This window comes from Prevotella sp. PTAC (assembly GCF_013166535.1).
Taxonomy (GTDB): Bacteria; Bacteroidota; Bacteroidia; order Bacteroidales; family Bacteroidaceae; genus Prevotella.
Genome location: NZ_JABKKK010000003.1, coordinates 77,047 through 99,101 on the forward strand (window position 1 = coordinate 77,047; position 22,055 = coordinate 99,101).

At 53.2% G+C, this 22,055-nt stretch carries 16 protein-coding genes; 3 read left to right on the forward strand and 13 right to left on the reverse strand.

All coding sequences use genetic code 11. The annotated features are described in order from the left end of the window. Positions 1–7: 7 nt before the first annotated feature. From HPS53_RS03080 to HPS53_RS03095, 4 genes are all read right to left on the reverse strand, one after another. Positions 8–1,129 carry an LA_2272 family surface repeat-containing protein gene (locus HPS53_RS03080; protein ID WP_172204293.1) on the reverse strand — a complete coding sequence of 374 codons (1,122 nt, stop codon included), beginning with the start codon at positions 1,127–1,129 and terminating at the stop codon, positions 8–10. A 318-nt stretch (positions 1,130–1,447) separates the two neighbouring features. Continuing rightward, positions 1,448–1,855 (reverse strand): DUF4878 domain-containing protein, encoded by a 408-nt coding sequence (locus HPS53_RS03085; protein WP_172204295.1) that lies wholly within the window; start codon positions 1,853–1,855, stop codon positions 1,448–1,450. A 155-nt stretch (positions 1,856–2,010) separates the two neighbouring features. Then, positions 2,011–2,637 carry a YiiX/YebB-like N1pC/P60 family cysteine hydrolase gene (locus HPS53_RS03090; protein ID WP_172204297.1) on the reverse strand — a complete coding sequence of 209 codons (627 nt, stop codon included), beginning with the start codon at positions 2,635–2,637 and terminating at the stop codon, positions 2,011–2,013. Between the two features lie 195 nt (positions 2,638–2,832). After that, positions 2,833–4,767, reverse strand: coding sequence for a DEAD/DEAH box helicase (locus tag HPS53_RS03095; RefSeq protein WP_104368267.1), 1,935 nt, complete (start codon positions 4,765–4,767; stop codon positions 2,833–2,835). 298 nt (positions 4,768–5,065) lie between these two features. Here HPS53_RS03095 and HPS53_RS03100 point away from each other — a divergent pair, with 298 nt between their 5' ends. Further along, positions 5,066–5,587 (forward strand): TIGR00730 family Rossman fold protein, encoded by a 522-nt coding sequence (locus tag HPS53_RS03100; RefSeq protein ID WP_172204299.1) that lies wholly within the window; start codon positions 5,066–5,068, stop codon positions 5,585–5,587. 209 nt (positions 5,588–5,796) lie between these two features. On the opposite strand, the gene HPS53_RS03105 is transcribed toward HPS53_RS03100, so the two are convergent. The 9 genes from HPS53_RS03105 to HPS53_RS03145 form a co-directional block, all read right to left on the reverse strand. Further along, complete coding sequence (locus HPS53_RS03105) at positions 5,797–7,071, reverse strand: FprA family A-type flavoprotein (RefSeq protein ID WP_172204451.1); 1,275 nt, start codon at positions 7,069–7,071, stop codon at positions 5,797–5,799. Between the two features lie 78 nt (positions 7,072–7,149). Further along, the gene (locus HPS53_RS03110; RefSeq protein ID WP_172204301.1) at positions 7,150–8,094 is read right to left on the reverse strand and encodes a carbohydrate kinase; all 945 of its coding nucleotides are present in this window, start codon (positions 8,092–8,094) and stop codon (positions 7,150–7,152) included. Positions 8,095–8,186: 92 nt separating this feature from the next. Then, positions 8,187–9,533, reverse strand: coding sequence for an MATE family efflux transporter (locus HPS53_RS03115; protein ID WP_172204303.1), 1,347 nt, complete (start codon positions 9,531–9,533; stop codon positions 8,187–8,189). 739 nt (positions 9,534–10,272) lie between these two features. Next, positions 10,273–10,464 carry a hypothetical protein gene (locus HPS53_RS03120; protein WP_104368229.1) on the reverse strand — a complete coding sequence of 64 codons (192 nt, stop codon included), beginning with the start codon at positions 10,462–10,464 and terminating at the stop codon, positions 10,273–10,275. Between the two features lie 226 nt (positions 10,465–10,690). Next, positions 10,691–12,067, reverse strand: coding sequence for a sigma-54 dependent transcriptional regulator (locus tag HPS53_RS03125; protein ID WP_172204305.1), 1,377 nt, complete (start codon positions 12,065–12,067; stop codon positions 10,691–10,693). Positions 12,068–12,259: 192 nt separating this feature from the next. After that, complete coding sequence (locus HPS53_RS03130; protein WP_172204307.1) at positions 12,260–14,806, reverse strand: ATP-binding protein; 2,547 nt, start codon at positions 14,804–14,806, stop codon at positions 12,260–12,262. 645 nt (positions 14,807–15,451) lie between these two features. Next, positions 15,452–16,207: a succinate dehydrogenase/fumarate reductase iron-sulfur subunit gene (locus tag HPS53_RS03135; protein ID WP_172204309.1), complete on the reverse strand. Its 756-nt coding sequence runs from the start codon at positions 16,205–16,207 to the stop codon at positions 15,452–15,454. A 5-nt stretch (positions 16,208–16,212) separates the two neighbouring features. Then, positions 16,213–18,195 (reverse strand): fumarate reductase/succinate dehydrogenase flavoprotein subunit, encoded by a 1,983-nt coding sequence (locus HPS53_RS03140; RefSeq protein WP_104369234.1) that lies wholly within the window; start codon positions 18,193–18,195, stop codon positions 16,213–16,215. A 46-nt stretch (positions 18,196–18,241) separates the two neighbouring features. Continuing rightward, positions 18,242–18,925, reverse strand: a complete 684-nt coding sequence (locus HPS53_RS03145) for a succinate dehydrogenase/fumarate reductase cytochrome b subunit (RefSeq protein ID WP_104369233.1) — start codon at positions 18,923–18,925, stop codon at positions 18,242–18,244. Positions 18,926–19,320: 395 nt separating this feature from the next. Here HPS53_RS03145 and mnmG point away from each other — a divergent pair, with 395 nt between their 5' ends. Then, positions 19,321–21,192: a tRNA uridine-5-carboxymethylaminomethyl(34) synthesis enzyme MnmG gene (gene mnmG / locus HPS53_RS03150; protein WP_172204311.1), complete on the forward strand. Its 1,872-nt coding sequence runs from the start codon at positions 19,321–19,323 to the stop codon at positions 21,190–21,192. Positions 21,193–21,473: 281 nt separating this feature from the next. Further along, positions 21,474–22,004 (forward strand): adenine phosphoribosyltransferase, encoded by a 531-nt coding sequence (locus HPS53_RS03155; RefSeq protein ID WP_172204313.1) that lies wholly within the window; start codon positions 21,474–21,476, stop codon positions 22,002–22,004. Positions 22,005–22,055 lie beyond the last annotated feature (51 nt).

Genomic DNA, 22,055 nt, shown 5'->3' on the forward strand with positions numbered 1-22,055 from the left:
TATAACATCACTTCGACCTGTTGCTGTAACCGAACGACAACCCGGCCTCGAATATGGCGCGGTCTCTGTATCGCCGCGAGTGGCGGTAATACCTCGTGTCGCCATACCCTACAGACACGAAAGCACCTATCGTGCGGTTGATTTGCAGGTCGAGGTTCATCCTGGCCTGCAACGAGTAGAGGCGCGCCGGCTTGTCGGCCGAGTGCTCCTCAAAAGTCTCCACGTGATAATACCCCATGTCGCCGCTGACTGTGAGCGCCCTGGCGAGCCGGAAATACTGGCCTATACGGTAGAAGACGGCTCCCGAGAACTTCTCGTCAAGCCCCATGTAGTGCGTGCCGAAGCCTATCATACTGTATGTGCTGCGGTTCCGGAACCTCAGTGCTACGTTCGTCTTGGTCGACGAGCCGCCGTAGGCAAGCAGGTCTATGCGTGTCTTGGGGTTGATGTTCACCAGCCCTATCTTATGGGCCAGGGTGTCGCGGCTGTAATTGATGATGCCCACCTGCACGCCTCGGGGATGGCTCACGCACACGTTTACCACGCCGAGCTGCGACCCGTTGAGCGTGTCGGCATAGTTGTACGCCGCCACCTGAATGCCTCGCATATACGAAGAGCACACGTTTGTGGCGGCGGCTATCTGCACGCCGCGCTTCACTCCCATTGCAATATTCGTCACTCCGCTTATCTGCACGCCACGGAACGGGGCGGTACATGAGTTTGTGAGCAGTGCCGCCTGTACGCCGTTGGCCTCGCCTGCAACATTGCTGACACCGCTGAGCTGCACGCCGCGCATGGTCTTGGCACTGTTCATCGCTCCGGCTATCTGCACACCGTACATACGTGCGTGGCTCATGGCGGCAAGACCGCCGATGTTCACACCACGGGTCTCACGACGGGCTACGGCCGTGAACACCCCCAGCTGTGCCCCTCGCAGCGTGTCTGTGTTTGCAAAAAGACCTATATTGGCTTTGCTGTGAAGCATGGAGTCGGACGTGTGGCGGTTTATTCCCACACCTATGTTGCCCGCCTTGCGGCCGACCGGCTTCTGCGCCAGGCACATACCGGCATCAATACAGACTCCGAGCAGCACTGCGGCCACGGAAAACATCATTCGCTTTATATTCATAAAACTAAAAAATGCTTAAAGTTTTCTGCCTGCAAAGATAACTATTATTTACCGTCTCACAAAAGAACAGACATCAAAGACAAAATCTTTACTTTTAATTAACGATATGATTAAACGCCGGTTGACGATATACCACACCTGACAAACGATACGAACATACCCCATCAACAATATATTCGCACTCCGATTACCGACAAAATAAAAACAGAAAAAGTTTACATAAAAAGACTTTGCCTCCTTTCCGCCCGCATGACACGGGAGAAAAGGAGGCAAAACAAATACCGTATATATACAGCAGCGATACGCCAGTACGCTTTCTTACTTGCCCATATCGAGCATCCAGTCGCCGGCTTCGGTCTTGACGAGCGTTATCTCCTCGGTGTCCGTATTTCCTTTACTGTAAGTAATCTGCATCTTCACCACGGCATGGGTGCCGTCTTCGGAGATCTCTTCGGAGAGAATTTTATACGATTCTATCTCACCGTCTTTCTCGATATTCTTCGAAGCCTTTTCAGAAAGCAACACGGTAAGCTCACTTCGCATTTCGGCTTCGGAATGCTCGCCCTTTTCCGTTATGTTCACAAGGTCCACATAGCCTTTGTAGTCTTTGTCTTTCATGCACTTCACGGCTTTCTCCGCCACACCGCCCGGGGTGTTTCCGCCACTGCACGCCGCCATTACAAACATCACTGTAAGAAGTGATAAGATACCTAATAGTTTTTTCATTGCCGTTAATTGTTTTTGGGTTATAAATGTTATTGTCATCGGTCAGCCATATATCGGTCAGCTATTTTGATCATGTTCCATATCCGCCGCCTGTATCCGGCAGCTGTCTTGCGCCAGTCCGGCTCTCATCCGGTCTTCATACGGTATGAGACGGATTAAAACTCACTTACCGTCCTGAGTGCGGGAGAGCGGATGAAATCAGACGGATATATCACGTTCCTGTACCGCAGGCCGGGCAGGTCTACACTGTGGCGACGCCCGCCGGTAAGCGGCATTCCCGCCTCGGAATAGGCGTGCTCCACCAGTTCGCAACAATACATCCTCACGGTGTCGGACTCATCGTAGTCATGGTCGAACCCGGTGCCTCGCATGTACACCGCGACCGCCACCCGCGAGGCTCTCGCCGCAACGCCACTGTCGGCAATCCGCATCACACGACCCGCCCCGGCATTGACCGACGAGAAGAACTTATCGGGCCGCTCCATCTTCACACGGTCGGAATCGCCGGGAAAATCAGGCTCGTCGGGCACGGCATGCACTATCACCGGAACGCCGGCCGAGTCGGCCACGATACCGACATGGGAATAGGTGCCGCCGTTGTCGGCCAGCATCACGGCACGGCTCGTAAGGCCGTGACCGCTTCTGAACACCACGTCGCCAGGCCGCAGCCGCACGTCATGCGGCAGAATGGACCCCTCCTTAGGGCCAGCGCAACCGCACAGGGCTGCGCACGAAACCGCCAGCACCATGACACGATGTATCAACGGCATATTCACAGTCATACGTTTAATTGGAGGCAAGGTACGAAAAAAAGCGACACAGAAGTATGTGCCGCTTTTTTATTTAATTCTTTTTAACCATCATAATACCTGTTCCCAACAGTATCCCAAAAGCCACTTCATCGGGAACGTAATGTGTTTCAAACACCTATCACAAACATCATGACACGCCATTGGAGTATTCATAAACATCACGCATCATTTGTTTTTCGGCTTGCGGCGTGCCCATCCTTCCTCGCTGAAATCGGGTTCGTCGCCTATCAGCTGCACGTCATGCCCCTGGAAGAACTGGCGCCAGTCGCTCGTGTTGCCGCTCTCGGGCCGCACATCAACATCGGCACGGCCACGGCCGCCTTTCTTTTTCTTGAAAGGCTCGGCGTCATTAACAGCCTTACCGCCTCTTCCTGAAGCGTTTCTGCCTCCACGCTCGTCGCCCCACGCGCCTCGGGCATCGCCCCGTGATCCACGCGAACCGCCACGGCCGCCACGCTCGTCGGCATCGTTGCAACGCACCTCGCGGCCTTTATATCGTGTACCGTCGAGCGCACGTATGACCTTATTAGCGTCGGACTCGGGCACTTCGATGTACGAGAACTTGCTGAGCAGGTCTATATGGCCTATCTCCTGGCGTCCCTGCACGTGCCTGTTGACATACTGCATCACCTCGCCGGGATAGAAACCGTCGGCCTTGCCGAGGTTGATGAACAGACGGCGGTAACCGCTCTCGGAGCGGCGCTTGCCGCCCTGCGCCCTCTGAGTGCCACGGCCTTCGCCCTTGCCGGATTTTTTATCCCTGCCGCCGGATTTCACAGCCTCTATCTCGGGGGCGTCGGCATAGTATGCGAGGAAACGGCCGAACTCACGGCTTACAATCTTCTTTATCACATCTTCCTTGTCTACATACTCAAAGTGGCGGTTGATCTCTTCCATGAAGGGGGCTATCTCGTCTTCGTTGACATCAACCTTCACAATCTCGTCCATCACCTTGTAGAGCTGCTTGGTGCATATCTCCTGTGATGTGGGCATCACTCCGGCCACAAACTGCTTGCCGATGGTCTTCTCCACATCACGTATACGGCTGCGCTCACGGCTGTGCACGATAGATATAGACGTTCCTTTCTTGCCCGCACGGCCTGTACGTCCGCTGCGGTGGGTATAGCTCTCGGTGTCGCCGGGCATGCCGAAGTTTATCACGTGGCTCAGGTCGTCCACGTCGAGACCGCGTGCCGCCACGTCGGTAGCCACGAGCAACTGGGTCATGTGCTGGCGGAACTTCTGCATCGTAAGGTCGCGCTGCTGCTGGCTGAGGTCGCCATGCAACGACTCGGCGTTGTATCCGTCGTGTATCAGCTTGTCGGCTATCTCCTGCGTCTCGCGCTTCGTGCGGCAGAAGATGATGGCGAATATGCGGGGATAGTAGTCTACAACACGCTTGAGCGCAAGGTATTTATCCTTGGCATTGACCATGTAATACACGTGGTTGACGTTCTCTGCACCCTCGTTGCGGCTTCCAACCACAATCTCCTTATGGTCGTGCAGATAGTTTTTTGCTATTTTCTCCACCTCACGGCTCATCGTTGCCGAGAAAAGCAGGGTATTGCGGTCTTCGGGCACGCCCTCGAAAATGGCGTTGATACTGTCTGAAAAGCCCATGTTGAGCATCTCGTCGGCCTCATCAAGCACTACATTACGAACGGCGTCGAGCTTCGCCTTGCCGCGGTTCATCAGGTCGATGAGCCGGCCCGGGGTCGCTACGATAATCTGGGCGCCATGGCGCAGGGCGCGAATCTGCGTGTCTATCGACGCTCCCCCATATACAGCCACGATATTGATACCCGGCATGTATTTTGAAAAGTCTTTAAGGTCGTCTGCTATTTGCAGGCACAACTCTCTCGTAGGACTGAGCACAAGTGCCTGCGTTTCTCTATTTTGCGGGTCGATACGCTGCAAAACAGGTATTCCGAACGCGGCTGTCTTGCCCGTTCCGGTCTGTGCGAGCGCTATAACGTCGTTTTTGTTACCAAGCAAATAAGGGATTACTTCTTCCTGTACGGGCATCGGATGCTCAAAACCAAGCTCCGTGATGGCGCGGCGAATCTCTTCGCTTACGCCCAATTCTTCAAATGTCTTCAATCTAAAATGTCTTATATAAAATCGTTATTCGTCCCTAAACACAATAAAAACAATCAGTATGCCAGGAACATCGAGCTGCAAAAATAACGCAAATTGAGCGACATGAAAAATACAAAAAATCACCCGTCCGCTCACCAACCCTTGCCGAAATGCAGCTTTTCGGCCGCAAAGGTAGTGAAAATAAACGGGTTATCGCACCTATAACGGCAATTATTTTAATACGGACATAAAATAAACGCTCACAAACAGTATGCCGACATTTCACCGGACGAAAATAAAAGCGTAACTTTGCGGCATTATGAAAATATGTATTTTTTGTTCGGCCAACAGCGATATAGACCCCGATTTCTTCACCGCCACGGAGGAACTGGGTCGCCGGGCGGCCGAAAGAGGACACACGATAGTGTTTGGCGGATGCGACCTGGGACTGATGGAGTGTGTCGGCCGCACTGCACGGGAGAACGGCGGAAGGACAATAGGTGTCGTTCCGTCGAAAGTTGAGGAGCGTGGACGCACCAGCCGCCATATCGACGTGCACATACCGTGCGACAACCTGAGCGACCGCAAAGAACTGATGTTTGCCCAAAGCGACATGTTCGTAGCACTGCCGGGCGGCATAGGCACGCTCGACGAGATATTCACGATAGCCGCGTCTGCCACAATAGGATACCATTCAAAACCAGTTATACTGTATAACATAAAAGGATTTTGGGATAAGCTCATCGAAATGCTCGACGACTTGCAGCGACGCGGGTTCATCCGCGGAAACTGGCGGGATGTCATAAAAGTGGCAAACTCGGTGGAAGAGGTCTTATTCTAGGAGTTAAAGGAGTATCGCTCAGAAGTCAAAGAAGTTAAAGGAAGTTATCGCCCGCAAGCTCGCTCCGAAGTTAAGGACAATACTCTTGTTTCGTGTTACCTATCACTTATCAAGAATAAATCACAGCTTAAAGCTATTGTCCTTAACTTCGGAGCGAGCTTGCGGGCGATAACTTCCTTTAACTTCTTTGACTTCTAAAAAATACTTTCTTAATCTCTAAGAGCCAAAGCCTCTGCCATCGCCTGTCCAAGTTCACGGCATTGGGTGGCGGTCGTGCTGTCGAGACTCTGCCTTATCTCGACAACGGGACCCACATGGTCGAAATGCAGATGGTCATCGTTCCACTGTTTAATCTTGGATACAGCCTTGCTGGCCCACGCATAACTGCCGAACCAGCCGATAAGACGGTCTTTGATGTCTCTGCCGGCAAGCTCGCTGAGCAGCACTTCCATCTCATGATACAACCCGGTGTTGTATGTCGGGGCGCCTACTATGAGACCACGATAGCGGAACACATCGCGGATAATATACGAATGGTGTGTCTTTGACACGTTGTACATCACTATCTTGCGCACTCCCGCCTCGCTCGCCGCACGGGCAATCTCTTCTGCCGCACGCTCGGTGTTGCCGTACATAGTGCCGTAGCATATCACAAGACCCGGCTCGGTGGCATACCGGCTCATGCCGTCGTACATCCCGATGACCTTGTCTATATTCTCATGCCACACCGGACCATGCGTCGAACAGATATAGTCGAGCTTCACTCCGGCAAGCTTTTTCAAAGCGTTCTGTACCGGAACGCCGTATTTCCCGACGATATTGGAATAGTAACGAACCATCTCGAGCCAGAAAGGCGAGCAGTCGATGCGCGAGTCTATGATGCCGCCGTTGAGCGCGCCGAAACATCCGAAAGCATCACCCGAGAAAAGAACGGTTGCCGAAGGGCTGCCGGCCGTGGCACAACCGTCGTCGGGCAATGACACGCCGGTGCCACATCCGCAACCGCGGCCGCGGCCGGCTTCCACGCAAGCCAGCGTCATCATCGTCTCCGGCCAGTGCACCATAGGCGTCATCACGAAACTGAGCGTCGTGCGGCCGAGACTGATTGTATCGCCGTTCTTCACCTCCACACACCCGTCGCCTATGCCATAGAAGCCCGCCATCATGTCAAACGTCTTCTTGTTGCCTATTATCCGCACCTCGGGATAGTACTTCCTTATCAGCGATATGGAACCGCTGTGGTCGGGTTCCATGTGGTTTATAACAAGATAGTCTATCTGCCGGTCTCCGATGACCTCGCGGATGTTCTGTATATACTGCACGAAGAAGTCGACCTCCACCGTGTCCACAAGGCAGACTTTTTCGTCTGCGATAAGATAAGAGTTGTATGATACTCCGTCAGGCAACGGCCACAAGCCTTCAAACAGGTGCTTGTTGCGGTCGTTCACACCCACGTAATGGATGTTTGATGTTATTTGTCGCATTGTCATTTCGTTATTGTTATAATTCGTTCCGTACCATCTGTCAACCGCCGATCGGCGGACACCTCACGGCAAAGACGGTCAACAGTGACTTAAATCATTCCTCATCTCCTCGCCAAAATCCTTGTCTATCGAGTTGTTGATGCTCTTGCAGCAGTTGGCCGAGAACTTCTGCGCACAACCCACGAGACTGTCCCACTGCTCTTCCGTAAGTCCGGCTTCTATCATGTCGCGGGTGATGCCGTAGCGGATAAGCCCGTACACGAAGCCTGCGTTGAAGTTGTCGCCCGCGCCGATGGTGCTCACCGTCTCCGTTTTCGTCACCGGATACGACTTGGCGAACCCGCCGTCGGCCCGCAACCGCACCGGGTTTGAGCCTTGGGTGAATATGAACTTCCGGGTATAGAAAGAGATCTCGCTACGGTATATGACATCGGGATCGGTCTTGCGGAACATCACCTCGAAGTCTTCGCTGCTGCCGCGTACTATATCCGCGTATTCAAGATTTTCGAGGATATTGGGTGTCAGCTTCATCACCTCGCTGCGGTGGGAGGCACGGTAATTGACATCGTAATAGAGAATGGCTCCCCTGCCGCGGGCATATTCCAGAAAACCGGCCACCTGAGGACGTATCACGGGATTGACCGCATAGTACGACCCGAACATAACAACATCGTCGCGCCGCACGTCGGGGTATGCGAAATCGAGCTGGTCGTGCGGATGATCCTTGTAAAATACATACTCGGCATCATTGTTCTCGTTGAGAAACGCGAGCGAGATGGGCGATTTGCTGTCGGGATACATATTGATGTTATCGGCGTTCACGCCGTTGTCTTTCAGGAAGTCGACTATCGTCCGCCCCACCCTGTCGTTTCCGGTCTCGCTGATGAACGTGGCGTTGACACCCGAACGGCCGAGCGATATCACACCGTTGAACACCGAACCTCCAGGCACGGCGCCCACCGGTTGTCCGTCCTTGAATATTATGTCGAGCACTGTCTCGCCTATTCCTATTACCTTTCGCATGTTTTTATGTTTTATCCGGTTGCAAAGATAGTGATTTTTGGATGATTAATACAGGCGGATGATGATTTTTTCGAGGAGCGGACAGTGGATTATCAGCCCTCGATCCCGCGCACTTCCCTGCGGTATATCAAATAATACAGCACTCCCGCACAGGTGAGACACACAGGAAAGGCGTACCACAATCCCACAAGACCATAGCCCATACGGATACCGAGCCACCAACTGAGAGGCAGGGAGACCACGAAATAGGAGAAGAAGGCGGCATACATCATCGGCCGCACGCACGACATGCCGCGCAGGGCGTTGGCAAAGGTACACTGCAAACCGTCGCCAAACTGATATAGTATGAGCGGGATAATGGTATGGGATACCAGCAGGCACACTTCAGCACTGTCGTTGAACCACAGGCTCACCGTGCCGCGCAGAAGAAAAATCGGAACCGCCACCACCGAAGCCACAAGCAAAATCATACGGAAACCGGCCGACGTGGTGGCTCTGATGGCCGGCGTGTCACCCTGCCCGTGGAAATAACTGACACGCACCGACACGGCGGCGGCAAGACCGTAGTATACCATGAAGAACAGTTGAGATACGGTGAGCATGATCTGGTGGGCGGCGAGAGACACCATGCCCATCCACCCCACGAAGATGGCAGTCAGCGAGAAAGCGGCAGTCTCCATGCCCATCTGCAACGCTATGGGCCATCCGAGAGCGTTGAGACGGCGGAACACCGCGCCGTCGAAACCCGAACGGCGGAAACCGTCGCCATAGATGCGGTAGCGGCGGGCACGGAAAAACAACACGGCGAAGACGGCACACATTATAATGCGCGAAGCCATCGTAGATATTCCGGCGCCGAGCAGTCCCATCTCGGGAAATCCTAACGCGCCATATATAAGCATATAGTTGCCCGAGATGTTGAGCACATTGCCTCCGATGAGCACATACATAGGCGTGGTGGTATCGCCGATTGCGTCGTAAAACTGCTTGAAAGTGTTCTGCCAGCAGACAAACGGCAGCGATATGATGTTCACAAGCAGATACGGGCGCATCAAAGGTATCAGCTCTTCGGGCTGTCCGAGACGGTCGAGACAGACATACAGAGCTGCCACCACAGCGAGCATGAGCGCGGCAAGCATGGTGTTGGCAGCCATCGCCGTGCGCATCACCCCTCCAATCTTGCCTGTCTCACCGCGCCCCACAAGATTTCCTACCACCGGAGTGAGACCGTATGAGAAACCGAGGGCAAAAATAATGACGAGCACCAGCAGAGTGTTTATAAAACTGGCCGCCGCCAGTTCCACCGTGCTGTGATGTCCTATCATTAGTGTGTCGGCAAAGTTGAGAACGATCGTCCCTATCTGTCCGATGATTATCGGCACGCCGAGATTAAGCAACGCGGTATAATGGCCGTGGCGAATGTTGGATGATTGTTTCATAATAGTTTTATAAGAAAGTGCAAAGTTAGCGAAAATCCGGTAAACAAACGTGCTCGGCAGTGAAGAGTTTGGAAATATGAAGTGCGTGAGTGTGATTGCCTTCCGTTCCAGAAAGTATCGTACCAGCCGTAAACGGGCTTTCCGGCGATAAATCCCTTTACCTCTCTGATCCATGAAAAAATATCCTCCGGCTTCACAAAGAGCATCCATTTGCTCTCTCAAAAATCCTCTTTTACATATTAAGAAAATATCATACAAAACGCTCTTCATATCTCGCCCGTTTAAAAATAAAAGCACAAAGACCGGGAATAAGCGAATTATGGGCCGCTTTCCGCAACCACCTGCGCGTCAGCTTAATACACCCACCATACCTACATCCCCTACCAAACCTACCACACATACCCTTCCGATTTTTTCCATTCAGCGTCCCGTTGCCTTCCATTTAGACGCTGAACGCAAGCCAACGGGATGCCGAACGCGACGCGATTAGCAACCAAACGCGCTCCAACGGGTGTCCCGTTGCGGAAAAAACAGCTTTTCGCCATCCGGCGAAAGTCGGCGTATCGCATCGCATATAGTGGTGAGTATCGTATTCGTTTTCTATCTTGACGAGAAACAAAGTGTTAAATCCGTGACTTTATCATTACAAAACAAAGAGAGAGAGCGCATACCCAAACATGGGCGCCACTCTCTCGTCATGAATCAAAAAAGACTTATTTAGTGATACTAACGTTCACTGTCAATTTGCGACTGCTGTCGTGTCGGCCGGCTGGGCGGTCGGTGCGGGCTGTGCCGGAGCCACTGTATCTGTCACTACTGTTGAGTCGGAAGCTACAACATCATTTACATTCACCTGAGACTGACTTGCGAAAGCGCCACTTACTGAAACTAATGCCAAGGCTGCGATAGCCATTACTGAAAACTTCTTCATAATCGTTATATTTTTATTGTTAGTTAATAAAATTAATGTTCACACCAATAGATGTGCAACAGGCGTGCCAGAAAAACGAACAGACAATATAACCTTCTGATTTTCAGTGGAAAACAAATTAAAACCGGGATTTTTTCGAAATATGTGAAAGTGTGGAATCATGTGTGGACAGTGTAGAAAAATTCCACAACCGGCTGTGGAACGGCCTCCACAACCCGAGAACATATCACCGGTTCATACCATACTTATCCATCTTGTTATAAAGCGTCTTGCGGTCTATCCCGAGCTGCCGGGCAGCGAGACTCTTGTTGCCGCCGGCATATTGCAGCGCGGCTTTTATCCGCTCAAGCTCCGAACCGGCATCGTGCAACGGCCGCACATTAGCTGCCGTCACGGGAACGACAATATCAAGGTCGGCCGCCGTTATCCTGTTGCCGCGCGCAAGGAGCACGGCACGCTTGATGGTGTTTTTCATTTCACGCAGGTTTCCGGGCCATGTATGGCGCGTGAGCTTCTCGGAGGCCGATGCGTCAAACCCTTCCACATTACGGTCAAGTTCCTCATTGGCCTGCCTCATGAACAGGTCGGCAAACAGAAGAAGGTCCGCTCCACGGTCTTTCAGTTCCGGCATGGCTATGGTGAACTCGTTGATGCGGTGATACAGGTCTTCACGGAACGTGCCCGCGGCAACGGCCTCGGACAGATTCTCGTTTGTGGCACACACCAGACGGATGTCTACCTCGATCTCGGCGGCAGAGCCTACTGGGCGCACACGACGCTCCTGGATGGCCCGGAGCAACTGTACCTGCACGTCGTAGCTCAGGTTTCCCACCTCGTCGAGAAAGAGCGTGCCGCCAGAAGCCTCTACAAAAGCACCGCGCTTGTCGGTCACGGCTCCGGTGAACGCCCCCTTCACATGACCGAAAAACTCGGATGCGGCAACATCCCTTGGCACCGCTCCGCAGTCTATCGCCACGAAAGGCCCCGCCGAACGGCGGCTGCCGTTGTGTATCCGGCGGGCAACATGCTCCTTACCTGTTCCGCTGGCACCGAGTATGAGCACCGACATAGGCGTGGGGGCCACGAGAGAAACATAGTCGTACAGCCGGCGCGATGCCTCGCTCGTGCCATCAAGATACTGAGGCACCGACGAAGCCGGCATGTCAGCGGCAGCACCGTGGCGCTTATCCGCCGGCAAAGCGGCAGGCCGTCCGACTGACGCACCACTGTCTGTAGCGGCGGCGGAAGCCATGGCGTCTTCAATCTTTTGCAGAAGAATATCCGGCTGCACGGGTTTGGCTATATAGTCGCTCGCTCCAGACTTCATTGCCAGCACGGCGTTTTGCACCTCGGCATAGCTCGTCATCACGATAAACGGCTGTCGCAATCCCCGCTTTCGCATCTGCCCGAGCAGTTCGAGACCGTCATGGTCGGGCAGACGGAGGTCAGACAACACAACGTCCACACTGTCGGCGGCAAAAAGCATACGGGCAGCGGCAGCCACGGTACCGGCCGTGTCTGCCTTGTAACCTTTCTTTCCAAGCCATGTTTTGAGCAGCATGGCGAAGGTCGTGTCGTCTTCTACAATGAGTATATGTGGCATTTATAGTGCAAAATTACATTTTTTTAGTGTGAATAACGCAACTTTTAAAGGTAAAAAGGTAAAAGGGTAAAAAGGTAAAAAAGCCGTGCGGATAGATTTTACCAATGTAAAAACAGGAATAAGAAGTATATAATGGAAGTGCAAAATACAATTACTGACCTACCCGCACGGCTTTTTTACCTTTTTACCCTTTTACTTTTTTACCTTTAAAATCCTTTCCATTTCGGCGATAATCTCACGGCAATGCTCCATGCAAACGGCAAGAGGCACATCTCCGTTGCGGGCGGCAGAGAGGGCACGAAGACGTGGAACGACAGGCGACGAGAGCATGGTATACACAGGAGTGAGCTTATGCGCAAGGGATGCGGCGGCGGAAATATCTGACGTCGCCATCGCCCGACGCATGGCTTCGATATTCCTTACGGTCTGTTCCCTGAACTCACACAGTATTGACCGCTCGGCCTCAGGATCTCCGTCGGCAAAGGCCGTGAGGGCGGCAAAGGGATTGACCGACGGCGACTGATGACCGACCGTAACACCTGTGACACGGCTTATCACATCGGCGAGAGCGTCGACAGTGACCGGCTTTGACAGCCGTGCGGCAAAACCGGCTTTCAGGAAATCGGCCTCGGCAATGCCGTCGTGCGCCGTCATGGCCACCACCGGCACACGACGGCCGGCCAAACTGGCCACAAGGTCGAACCCGCTCATGGCCGGCATCTCTATATCCGTGAGCAGAAGGTCGGCTCCATGCCCGTCGAGACGGGTCATAAGGTCGTCGGGACGAGTGTACATGTCCACTTGCCATGATCCGGTATTCAATGACGAAAGCAGCTCGCCGACAAGCCGCAACTGCAACCGGTCATCGTCGATAACCACTATTCGCAGACTGCCGCAAGGTAAGTTATCCGCCGTGACTGGTCCGTCGGTGCATGATTTGCCGGCATCGGCGGGCGGCAGGCCTTCCCCATCGCCGGATTGCACGGTCCCAGCAGGAATATGGCTTGCTCTCTGTCCGTGCACGGCAGGCTGGCTGCCGGCATCGGGCGCCACTATCTCCTGACCGGCAATGGCGACGGGCAGAGTGACGGTAAACGTGCTTCCGCTGCCCGGGGCGGTGTCGAGCGTGATATCGCCTCCAAGCAAAGACACCAGCTCGCGGGTAATGGAGAGACCAAGCCCCACCCCGTCTATGCCTTGTGCGCCTGGCAGACGGGTGAAAGCACGGAATATGCGGCCGCTCTCCTCCTCGGTCATGCCCTGTCCAGTGTCGGAAACGGCGATGCAAAGGGTCTCATCTCGCAACGATACAGACACCGAAACGCTGCCGCTGTCGGTATATTTCAGGGCATTGCCGATAAGGTTTTCGGCAATCTGGCGTATGCGGAAAGCATCGCCACGGCATAGGACGGCATCGCCGCCGGAATATTCATAGCCGAGAGACAGTCCTTTCTCAGCGGCCCTCGGACGGAAGCTGTCGGTACACTCGGCCATCAGCCGCGACGGGGAGAAACTGACCTCGCTCACCTCAATGCGCCCCTGTTCGAGAAGATGATAGTCGAGCAGCGCCCCGACAAGGCGCAGCAGATGACGGGCAGAACTGTCGATATTATGCAGATAGCGGCTGGCCTTGCCATCGCCGACATGCGGCCGGAGCAGTTCGACAAACCCGGATATGGCGGCCACAGGCGACTTGATGTCGTGTGTGATAGTAAGCAAAAGACGTTCGCGCTGCGAAAGCAACTGCTCGGCATGCCGACGGGCATGCTCGAGACCGCGACGGTAGAGCGCCGCGCGGTTGTTGTCGCGCCATACGAGGAACAACATTATCACGGCGGCAATGAGCGCGACGACGGCCAGGCCGCCGATTTTAATCACCGTGACATCACGCAGGTCGGCATCACGCGCCGCCTCACTTTGAATCCACCGCTGCTCACCGGCCGTTATGCCTGTCATTATCTGTTCGGTGCGCAGGGTAAGCTCCATCCCGTCGGCTTGAAGAGCCTCGGCGCTCTCACGGTAACGGCTGCGTCGATGGCGCCTGCGCTGCTCCTCACGACGGCCGATATCGGTAAGCACGTCCGCCACGTCGCTACCCACGTTTATCCGCCGGCGGACGCTGTCGGCTTCGCTGCGGACGGTATCCACACGGACGGCTGTGGTATCGGAACGCGAACGGCGGAAAGCGTCGGCCAGACGGTCGAAAAACGTGCGGCCGGTCTTCTCGACGACATAAGTCACCTGCTTCTCGCCGACGGCGGCGGAATCGTGCGAACTGACCACAACCGAGTCGCGGCCGCTGCGCAACCGCTCGACGGTCTGTTCGTAAAGGCGGGCACGGCGGTTGTCGCTCAGCATCGACGCCAGTCTCAGCGTGTTGTCGCGCTTGCCGGCAAGGAGCATCTTCAACGTATCCACACGGGCTTTCTGTCCAGGCTCGCCAAGCAGGGCGGCCACACTGTCGGCACAGGCCAACGCACGATCGACGGCACGCGAGTAATCGGCCGTAACGTCGGTATAGCCCATGCACACGGCACGCTCCATATTGTCAACCTCGAAAATGCCGCTCACAAGGCGGTTGACGGCATTCCACCGCACGGAAACCGACCGCTCCACCTCCGACAGACGCACTGCCGTGCGGGTGTACCGGAATATCAGCCACACGGCAACGCCGAGCAGCACGATTAAAAACACGTAGCCGACCGCCACTTTAAAAGGTATGCCCCACTTTCGCCTCATGATGTATGTTTATTGCTATATGAAGATGGTTTCACTTATAATGACAGATAACAAAAATACGAATAAAAGACGAACAGCGCAAAACAAACAAGGAAGAAAATAAGGGCAAGACGGCCTTATTTTGACAAAAACGTAAAAATAAGACTGTTTGGACGTGCTTATTTTTACGTTTTTGTAACTTTAAGCATAAATCACGGGTGAATAACGGCTTAATACATCGGCAGGCTTAATGGAAGCATAATGCGGTTTTATTCGTATCCTTATCTGGACAGGCGGCAGTATGTACGAATAAAGTCACGAATTTAACACTTTATTTTTTTTGATGAAACAGGAGAAATAACACGATACGGATGCGATACGCAATGCTATAAGCCTGATTTGGAATCTTGCAAATAAAAGGATAATACTAAAAACATTATTCGGCCAAGAAAGATACGCAAGGAAATGTATTCGGCAATCAGAATAATGTGAAAGGACAAAGGAACAGGATGCTTACGGCTTTGCCTGAAAGATGCGTATAACGGTCTTTTATACCGCAACAACAATCAAAACATACGAAAACAATAAGCATAGCGGACAAAAAAGAGGGTCGTGGCATTGGTCACGACCCTCCCTGAAACTTATTTATAAATATATAAACAGAAATCAATCGGACAGTTTCGCCTTGATGAACTCACGGTTCAGGCGGGCGATATTGGCGATAGACTCGTTCTTGGGGCACTCGGCCTCACAGGCACGGGTGTTCGTACAGTTACCGAAACCGAGCTCTTCCATCTTCATGACCATGGCCTTGGCGCGCTTGGCGGCTTCAGGACGGCCTTGGGGAAGGAGCGCGAGCTGTGACACCTTGGAGCTGACGAAAAGCATGGCAGAGCCGTTCTTACAAGCGGCAACGCACGCTCCGCAACCGATACATGTGGCGCAGTCCATGGCCTCGTCGGCATTCTGCTTGGGAATGAGAATGGCATTGGCGTCCTGTGCCTGGCCGGTGCGCACGGTTGTGTAGCCTCCGGCCTGTATTATCTTGTCGAACGCCGAGCGGTCTACCATACAGTCCTTTATCACGGGATATGCGGCCGAACGCCACGGTTCCACCGTGATGACGTCACCGTCGTTGAAACGGCGCATGTATAGCTGGCAGGTCGTCGCTCCCGTGGCGGGTCCGTGAGGATGTCCGTTGATGTAGAGCGAGCACATGCCGCAGATACCCTCGCGGCAGTCGTGGTCAAACACGAATGGTTCGCTGCCCTCGCTGATAAGTTCTTCGTTGAGGATGTCGAGCATTTCGAGGAACGAAGTGTCGTCGGGGATGTTCTTCATCTCGCGTGTATCGAAGCGGCCTTCGTCTTTCGGACCGTTCTGCTTCCAATATTTCAGTGTGAAACTTATATTCTTAGCCATATTACTTAGTTCTTATAATTACGTGTTTGTACCTTTATTGCTTCATATTCGAGCGGCTCTTTGATTAGTTCGGGAGCCTTATCGTCGCTTCCCTGATACTCCCAGCAACCGACATAGAAGAAGTTTGCGTCGTCGCGCTTTGCCTCGCCTTCCTCCGTCTGATGTTCCTCACGGAAGTGACCTCCGCAGCTTTCCTCACGGTGCAGTGCGTCGTAGGCGATAAGCTCGCCCATGGTGATGAAGTCGCGCAGGTGGATCGCCTTGTCAAGCTCGATGTTGAGGCCTTCCTTACTGCCTGGGATGAAGAGGTTGGTCTCAAACTCCTTGCGGACATCTTTGATGAGTCTCAGGCCCTCTTCGAGTCCTGCTTTGGTACGTCCCATGCCCACGTGCTCCCACATGATGTGGCCAAGCTCCTTGTGGATGGAGTCTACCGAGCGCTTGCCCTTGACGTTCATGAGCTTGTCTATGCCTGCGGCAACAGCCTTTTCTGCCTCCGCAAACTCGGGAAGGTCTGTCGAAAGACGCGGCCAGATGTCCTGATCGGCAAGATAGTTCTGGATTGTGTAAGGCAGAACGAAGTATCCGTCGGCCAGTCCCTGCATGAGGGCAGAGGCTCCGAGGCGGTTTGCTCCGTGGTCTGAGAAGTTGCACTCGCCGATAGCGAAGAGGCCGGGGATGGTTGTCATCAGCTCGTAGTCGACCCAGATACCGCCCATAGTGTAGTGCACGGCGGGGAATATCATCATCGGGTTGTAGTACTTCACGCCGTCAATCTCGTTAGCAAGCTCTCCGGGATTGACGTCGGTAATCTCCTCATACATATCGAAGAGGTTGCCATAGCGCTGCATGATCTGGTCGATACCGAGACGGTTGATTGACTCGGAGAAGTCGAGGAACACGGCAAGACCGGTGTTGTTGACACCGAAACCGTGGTCGCAACGCTCTTTGGCCGCACGGCTGGCCACGTCACGAGGCACGAGATTGCCGAATGCGGGATAGCGACGCTCCAAATAATAATCGCGATCTTCCTCGGGAATGTCGGAGCCTTTGATTTCGCCGGACTGCAATTTCTTTGCGTCCTCAAGTTTCTTGGGTACCCAAATACGACCGTCGTTACGCAGAGACTCAGACATAAGTGTCAGCTTCGACTGCTTGTCGCCATGCACCGGAATACATGTCGGGTGTATCTGTACGTAAGAGGGGTTTGCGAAATATGCTCCCTTCCGGTAGCAAGCCATCGCCGCAGAGCAGTTGCAGCCCATGGCATTGGTAGACAGGAAGTATGCGTTGCCGTATCCGCCGGTGGCTATTACCACTGCGTTGGCACTGAAACGCTCAAGCTGTCCTGTCACGAGGTTCTTCGCGATGATACCACGGGCGCGGCCGTCCACTATCACGAGATCTTCCATCTCATAGCGAGCGAAAAGCTTTACCTTGCCAGCCTTTATCTGTGCGCTCAGCGATGAGTATGCGCCGAGAAGGAGCTGCTGGCCCGTCTGGCCCTTTGCATAGAACGTACGAGACACCTGCGCGCCGCCGAACGAACGGTTGGCGAGCATTCCGCCGTACTCACGGGCAAAGGGAACTCCCTGTGCCACGCACTGATCGATGATGTCGTTCGACACCTCGGCAAGGCGGTATACGTTTGCCTCGCGGGCACGGTAGTCACCGCCTTTGACGGTATCATAGAACAAACGGTATACAGAGTCGCCGTCGTTCTGATAGTTCTTGGCGGCGTTGATACCTCCCTGAGCGGCGATAGAGTGCGCGCGGCGGGGAGAATCCTGTATGCAGAAGTTATAAACGTTGAAACCCATCTCGCCAAGAGAGGCGGCGGCGGACGCTCCCGCAAGACCCGTACCAACGACGATAACGTCGAGTTTGAGCTTGTTCTTCGGGTTTACGAGACGCTGATGGGCTTTATAGTTGGTCCATTTCTCGGCCACGGGGCCTTCCGGTATTCTGGAATTTAATGTCTTTGCCATAATATTCTTTTCTTAAAATGAATTTATTTTGAACATGATTGGATTATCAGGCGCAGCATCCGAGACACGGACGGATGGCGAAGTACAACACAACCACGAGGAAACCGAGGATGAGCAGCGTGGAGTAAGCGATACCGATCACCTTCCAACGGCAGAACCATACCTTGCCGTTCCATCCCAATGTGTGCATGGCACTCCAAAAACCGTGTGACAGGTGGAACCAGATGGCAACCAGCCATACGACATAGAGAACGACATACACAGGATTTGCGAACGTCTCCTTGATGTAGCCATAGCCGTCCGCGGGATTTCCGAGCGGGTCGGCGATGTGGAACAACTCGGCAAACATCATGTTATACCAGAAGTTGAACAAATGAAGCAGCAAGCCGAGAACGATGATTATTCCCAGCACAAGCATGTTCTGAGACGCCCACTCCACCTTTGCGGGACGCGCCGTGACGGCATAACGCTCTGCACCGCGGGCACGACGGTTCTGCATGGTGAGCAGAAAAGCGTAAACAATGTGGGATACTGCCAGCGCAGCCAGACCCAACGTTGCGACTACCGCATACCAGTTGGCACCGAGAAACTCGCAAATCATGTTGTAAGCATCACCCGAGAAGAGCGCGACAATGTTCATGGACATGTGGAACGTCAGGAACAGAATGAGCGCGACGCCGGTGACGGACATCACAACCTTTCGACCAATAGATGAATTAAATAACCACATAAATGATTGAAATTAAATTATTTAAAAGTTAGAATTAAAATTATCAGAAGCCGGAGGGCGTGCAAGCACGGCCCCAAACGAAAGCAACCGCCATGCCGCAAAGCGGCCTCGGAACAGCCCACACCCGTCCACATAACCACATAACCACCTGACTGCCAGGCAATCACCCGAGAACAAACAGGTTGGCATCACCCGATACCGGTATTTTCATCACGCAACCTCACATTCACATCATGAAATTTTATGACTTTCACCATGTAATATCCGGGCTTTGAGCGTGACGATACGCAGTCTTTCACCTCATTAATATTAGGTGGCAAAATTACAATAAATTAATGATAAATCAAAGTTTTTAAAGTAAAAATCAATTTTTATGCGTAATTTTGCGGTTAATTATGAAAATGAATTACGACGTATTGGTAATCGGCGGCGGCCACGCAGGATGCGAGGCGGCGGCGGCGGCGGCCAACATGGGCGCCAGGACATGCCTCGTGACGATGGACATGAACAAGATTGCCCAGATGAGCTGCAACCCTGCGGTGGGAGGTATAGCCAAGGGGCAAATCGTCAGGGAGATAGACGCGCTCGGAGGACAAATGGGACTCGTGACAGACGCCACGGCTATACAGTTCCGTATGCTCAACCGCAGCAAGGGACCGGCAGTATGGAGCCCACGCGCCCAGTGCGACAGAGAGAAGTTTATATGGCAATGGAGAGCCACGCTCGACGCCACCGCCAACCTTGACATCTGGCAAGACCAGGCCGAAGAGCTGCTCGTTGAAAACGGACAGGCTGTCGGCATAAGGACGATATGGGGCGCCGAACTGAGAGCCGGGAGTGTAATCGTCACGGCAGGCACATTCCTCAACGGACTGATGCACATCGGGCGGCGAAAGGTATGCGGCGGACGCATTGCCGAACCAGCCGTAACCGGATTTACAGAAAGCATCACCAGACATGGGATAACGGCCGGACGAATGAAAACCGGCACACCGGTACGTATCGACCGACGCTCGGTACACTTCGAAGACATGGAGATCCAGGATGGAGAGACAGACTATCACGGCTTCAGCTTCATGGGAGCCGGCCGTATTCTTAAACAACTGCCATGCTGGACATGCTATACCAACCGCGATGTCCACGACACGCTGCGCGGCGGACTGGCCGATTCCCCGCTCTACAACGGACAGATACAGAGCATCGGACCACGCTATTGTCCATCAATCGAGACCAAGCTCGTGACCTTCCCTGACAAAGACATGCACCCGCTGTTTCTCGAACCGGAGGGCGAAAACACTAACGAAATGTACCTTAACGGCTTCTCATCCTCCTTGCCAATGGATGTGCAGATAGCCGCCCTGCGAAAAATACCGGCATTGCGCGACGTCAAAGTATACCGCCCCGGTTATGCGATAGAGTATGATTTCTTCGACCCCACCCAACTGAAACATTCTCTTGAATCGAAAATCATCCGACGGTTGTTCTTCGCCGGACAGGTCAACGGCACCACAGGATACGAGGAAGCCGGCGGACAAGGCCTCGTGGCCGGAGTGAATGCCGCCCTGTCATGCAGCGGAGGCGAGCCGTTCGTGATGCACCGAGACGAGAGCTACATAGGCGTACTTATCGACGACCTGGTGACCAAGGGCGTGGACGAGCCCTACCGCATGTTCACTTCAAGGGCCGAGTTCCGCATATTGCTGCGCCAGGACGATGCCGACGCACGACTGACCGAACGCGCATACAGCCTCGGACTGGCAAGAAGAGACCGTTACGACTGGTGGAAAGAAAAACAGGAAAACATAGAGAGGATTGAGAATTTCTGCAAAAACACTCCTGTAAGAGCGCAAGACATAAACCCAGCGCTTGAAAACCTCGGCACCACCCCACTCCGCGAAGGATGCAAACTGACGGATCTCATCAGCCGTCCGCAACTTAACATCCGGATACTTGCCGACCTGATACCGTCGTTTAAGGAAATACTGGACTCGCCCGCCAACCGAAAGGAGGAAATAGCGGAAGCCGTAGAGATAAGGACAAAGTACAAAGGCTATGTGGAACGAGAGCGAATGGTAGCCGAAAAGATGCACAGACTCGAAAACATAAAGATAAAAGGACGGTTCAACTACTCTGACATGCGGCAGCTCTCCACCGAGGCCAGACAAAAACTGCAAGCCATCGACCCCGAGACCCTTGCCCAGGCAAGCCGGATACCCGGTGTATCTCCGAGCGACATAAACGTTATGCTCGTGCTGATGAAACGATGACAAAATACCAAGGCCACACAGGGCGAAAAGATAAAGAAAGCCCGGAAATAAACCAAGGCCGCCCGCCAACAATGCATACACACCTCTGTATGAAAGCGGCAGGACACTGAACACAGCAAAACATAAACCGCATATAAAAACACGAAATGCCATATACGGCAACAAAAGAAATGCGGCCGCAACGGAGCGGAAAAGCAAATACACATAAAAAATAGGAGATATATAAACCAAAGTTTCACGTGAAACAAATTAATTAAACATAAAATTACAACTCATTGAGTATGAACAACAAAACATTAATGGAGAACTTGCGTTGCATTCCGGATTTTCCGCAGAAAGGAATAATCTTCCGTGATGTCACGACACTTTTTAAAAGCAACGAATGTCTTAACATTATGGTCGATGAACTTTATGAAATCTACAAAGACAAGGGCATCACCAAGATTGTGGGAATAGAGAGCCGCGGGTTTGTATTGGCCTCAGCCCTGGCCATACGGTTGGGCGCAGGAGTAATATTATGCCGCAAACCCGGCAAACTTCCGGCCGAGACGGTCCAGGAAAGCTATACCAAAGAATACGGACGCGACACGATAGAAATACACAAAGACGCCATATCGGCAGACGATGTCGTATTGCTACACGACGACTTGCTGGCTACCGGAGGCACAATGAAAGCCGCATACAACCTTGTGCGCAAGTTCAACCCGAAAAACATAATGGTGAATTTCATTATAGAAATAACCGATGAGGGCTTGAACGGACGTGCTATCTTCGACAAAGAGACCGAAGTGACCACACTGGTAACCGTATAAGCATAGCGGCGTAAAGACACACGTCCCGCACAGCGAACAGAGCATTACCGC

What these genes read in the sequence shown, in the direction of transcription:
- HPS53_RS03080 (WP_172204293.1), bottom strand. Translation starts at nt 1,129, where the DNA reads ATGAATATAAAGCGAATGATGTTTTCCGTGGCCGCAGTGCTGCTCGGA.
- HPS53_RS03085 (WP_172204295.1), bottom strand. Translation starts at nt 1,855, where the DNA reads ATGAAAAAACTATTAGGTATCTTATCACTTCTTACAGTGATGTTTGTA.
- HPS53_RS03090 (WP_172204297.1), bottom strand. Translation starts at nt 2,637, where the DNA reads ATGACTGTGAATATGCCGTTGATACATCGTGTCATGGTGCTGGCGGTT.
- HPS53_RS03100 (WP_172204299.1), top strand. Translation starts at nt 5,066, where the DNA reads ATGAAAATATGTATTTTTTGTTCGGCCAACAGCGATATAGACCCCGAT.
- HPS53_RS03105 (WP_172204451.1), bottom strand. Translation starts at nt 7,071, where the DNA reads ATGCGACAAATAACATCAAACATCCATTACGTGGGTGTGAACGACCGC.
- HPS53_RS03110 (WP_172204301.1), bottom strand. Translation starts at nt 8,094, where the DNA reads ATGCGAAAGGTAATAGGAATAGGCGAGACAGTGCTCGACATAATATTC.
- HPS53_RS03115 (WP_172204303.1), bottom strand. Translation starts at nt 9,533, where the DNA reads ATGAAACAATCATCCAACATTCGCCACGGCCATTATACCGCGTTGCTT.
- HPS53_RS03120 (WP_104368229.1), bottom strand. Translation starts at nt 10,464, where the DNA reads ATGAAGAAGTTTTCAGTAATGGCTATCGCAGCCTTGGCATTAGTTTCA.
- HPS53_RS03125 (WP_172204305.1), bottom strand. Translation starts at nt 12,067, where the DNA reads ATGCCACATATACTCATTGTAGAAGACGACACGACCTTCGCCATGCTG.
- HPS53_RS03130 (WP_172204307.1), bottom strand. Translation starts at nt 14,806, where the DNA reads ATGAGGCGAAAGTGGGGCATACCTTTTAAAGTGGCGGTCGGCTACGTG.
- HPS53_RS03135 (WP_172204309.1), bottom strand. Translation starts at nt 16,207, where the DNA reads ATGGCTAAGAATATAAGTTTCACACTGAAATATTGGAAGCAGAACGGT.
- HPS53_RS03140 (WP_104369234.1), bottom strand. Translation starts at nt 18,195, where the DNA reads ATGGCAAAGACATTAAATTCCAGAATACCGGAAGGCCCCGTGGCCGAG.
- HPS53_RS03145 (WP_104369233.1), bottom strand. Translation starts at nt 18,925, where the DNA reads ATGTGGTTATTTAATTCATCTATTGGTCGAAAGGTTGTGATGTCCGTC.
- mnmG (WP_172204311.1), top strand. Translation starts at nt 19,321, where the DNA reads ATGAAAATGAATTACGACGTATTGGTAATCGGCGGCGGCCACGCAGGA.
- HPS53_RS03155 (WP_172204313.1), top strand. Translation starts at nt 21,474, where the DNA reads ATGAACAACAAAACATTAATGGAGAACTTGCGTTGCATTCCGGATTTT.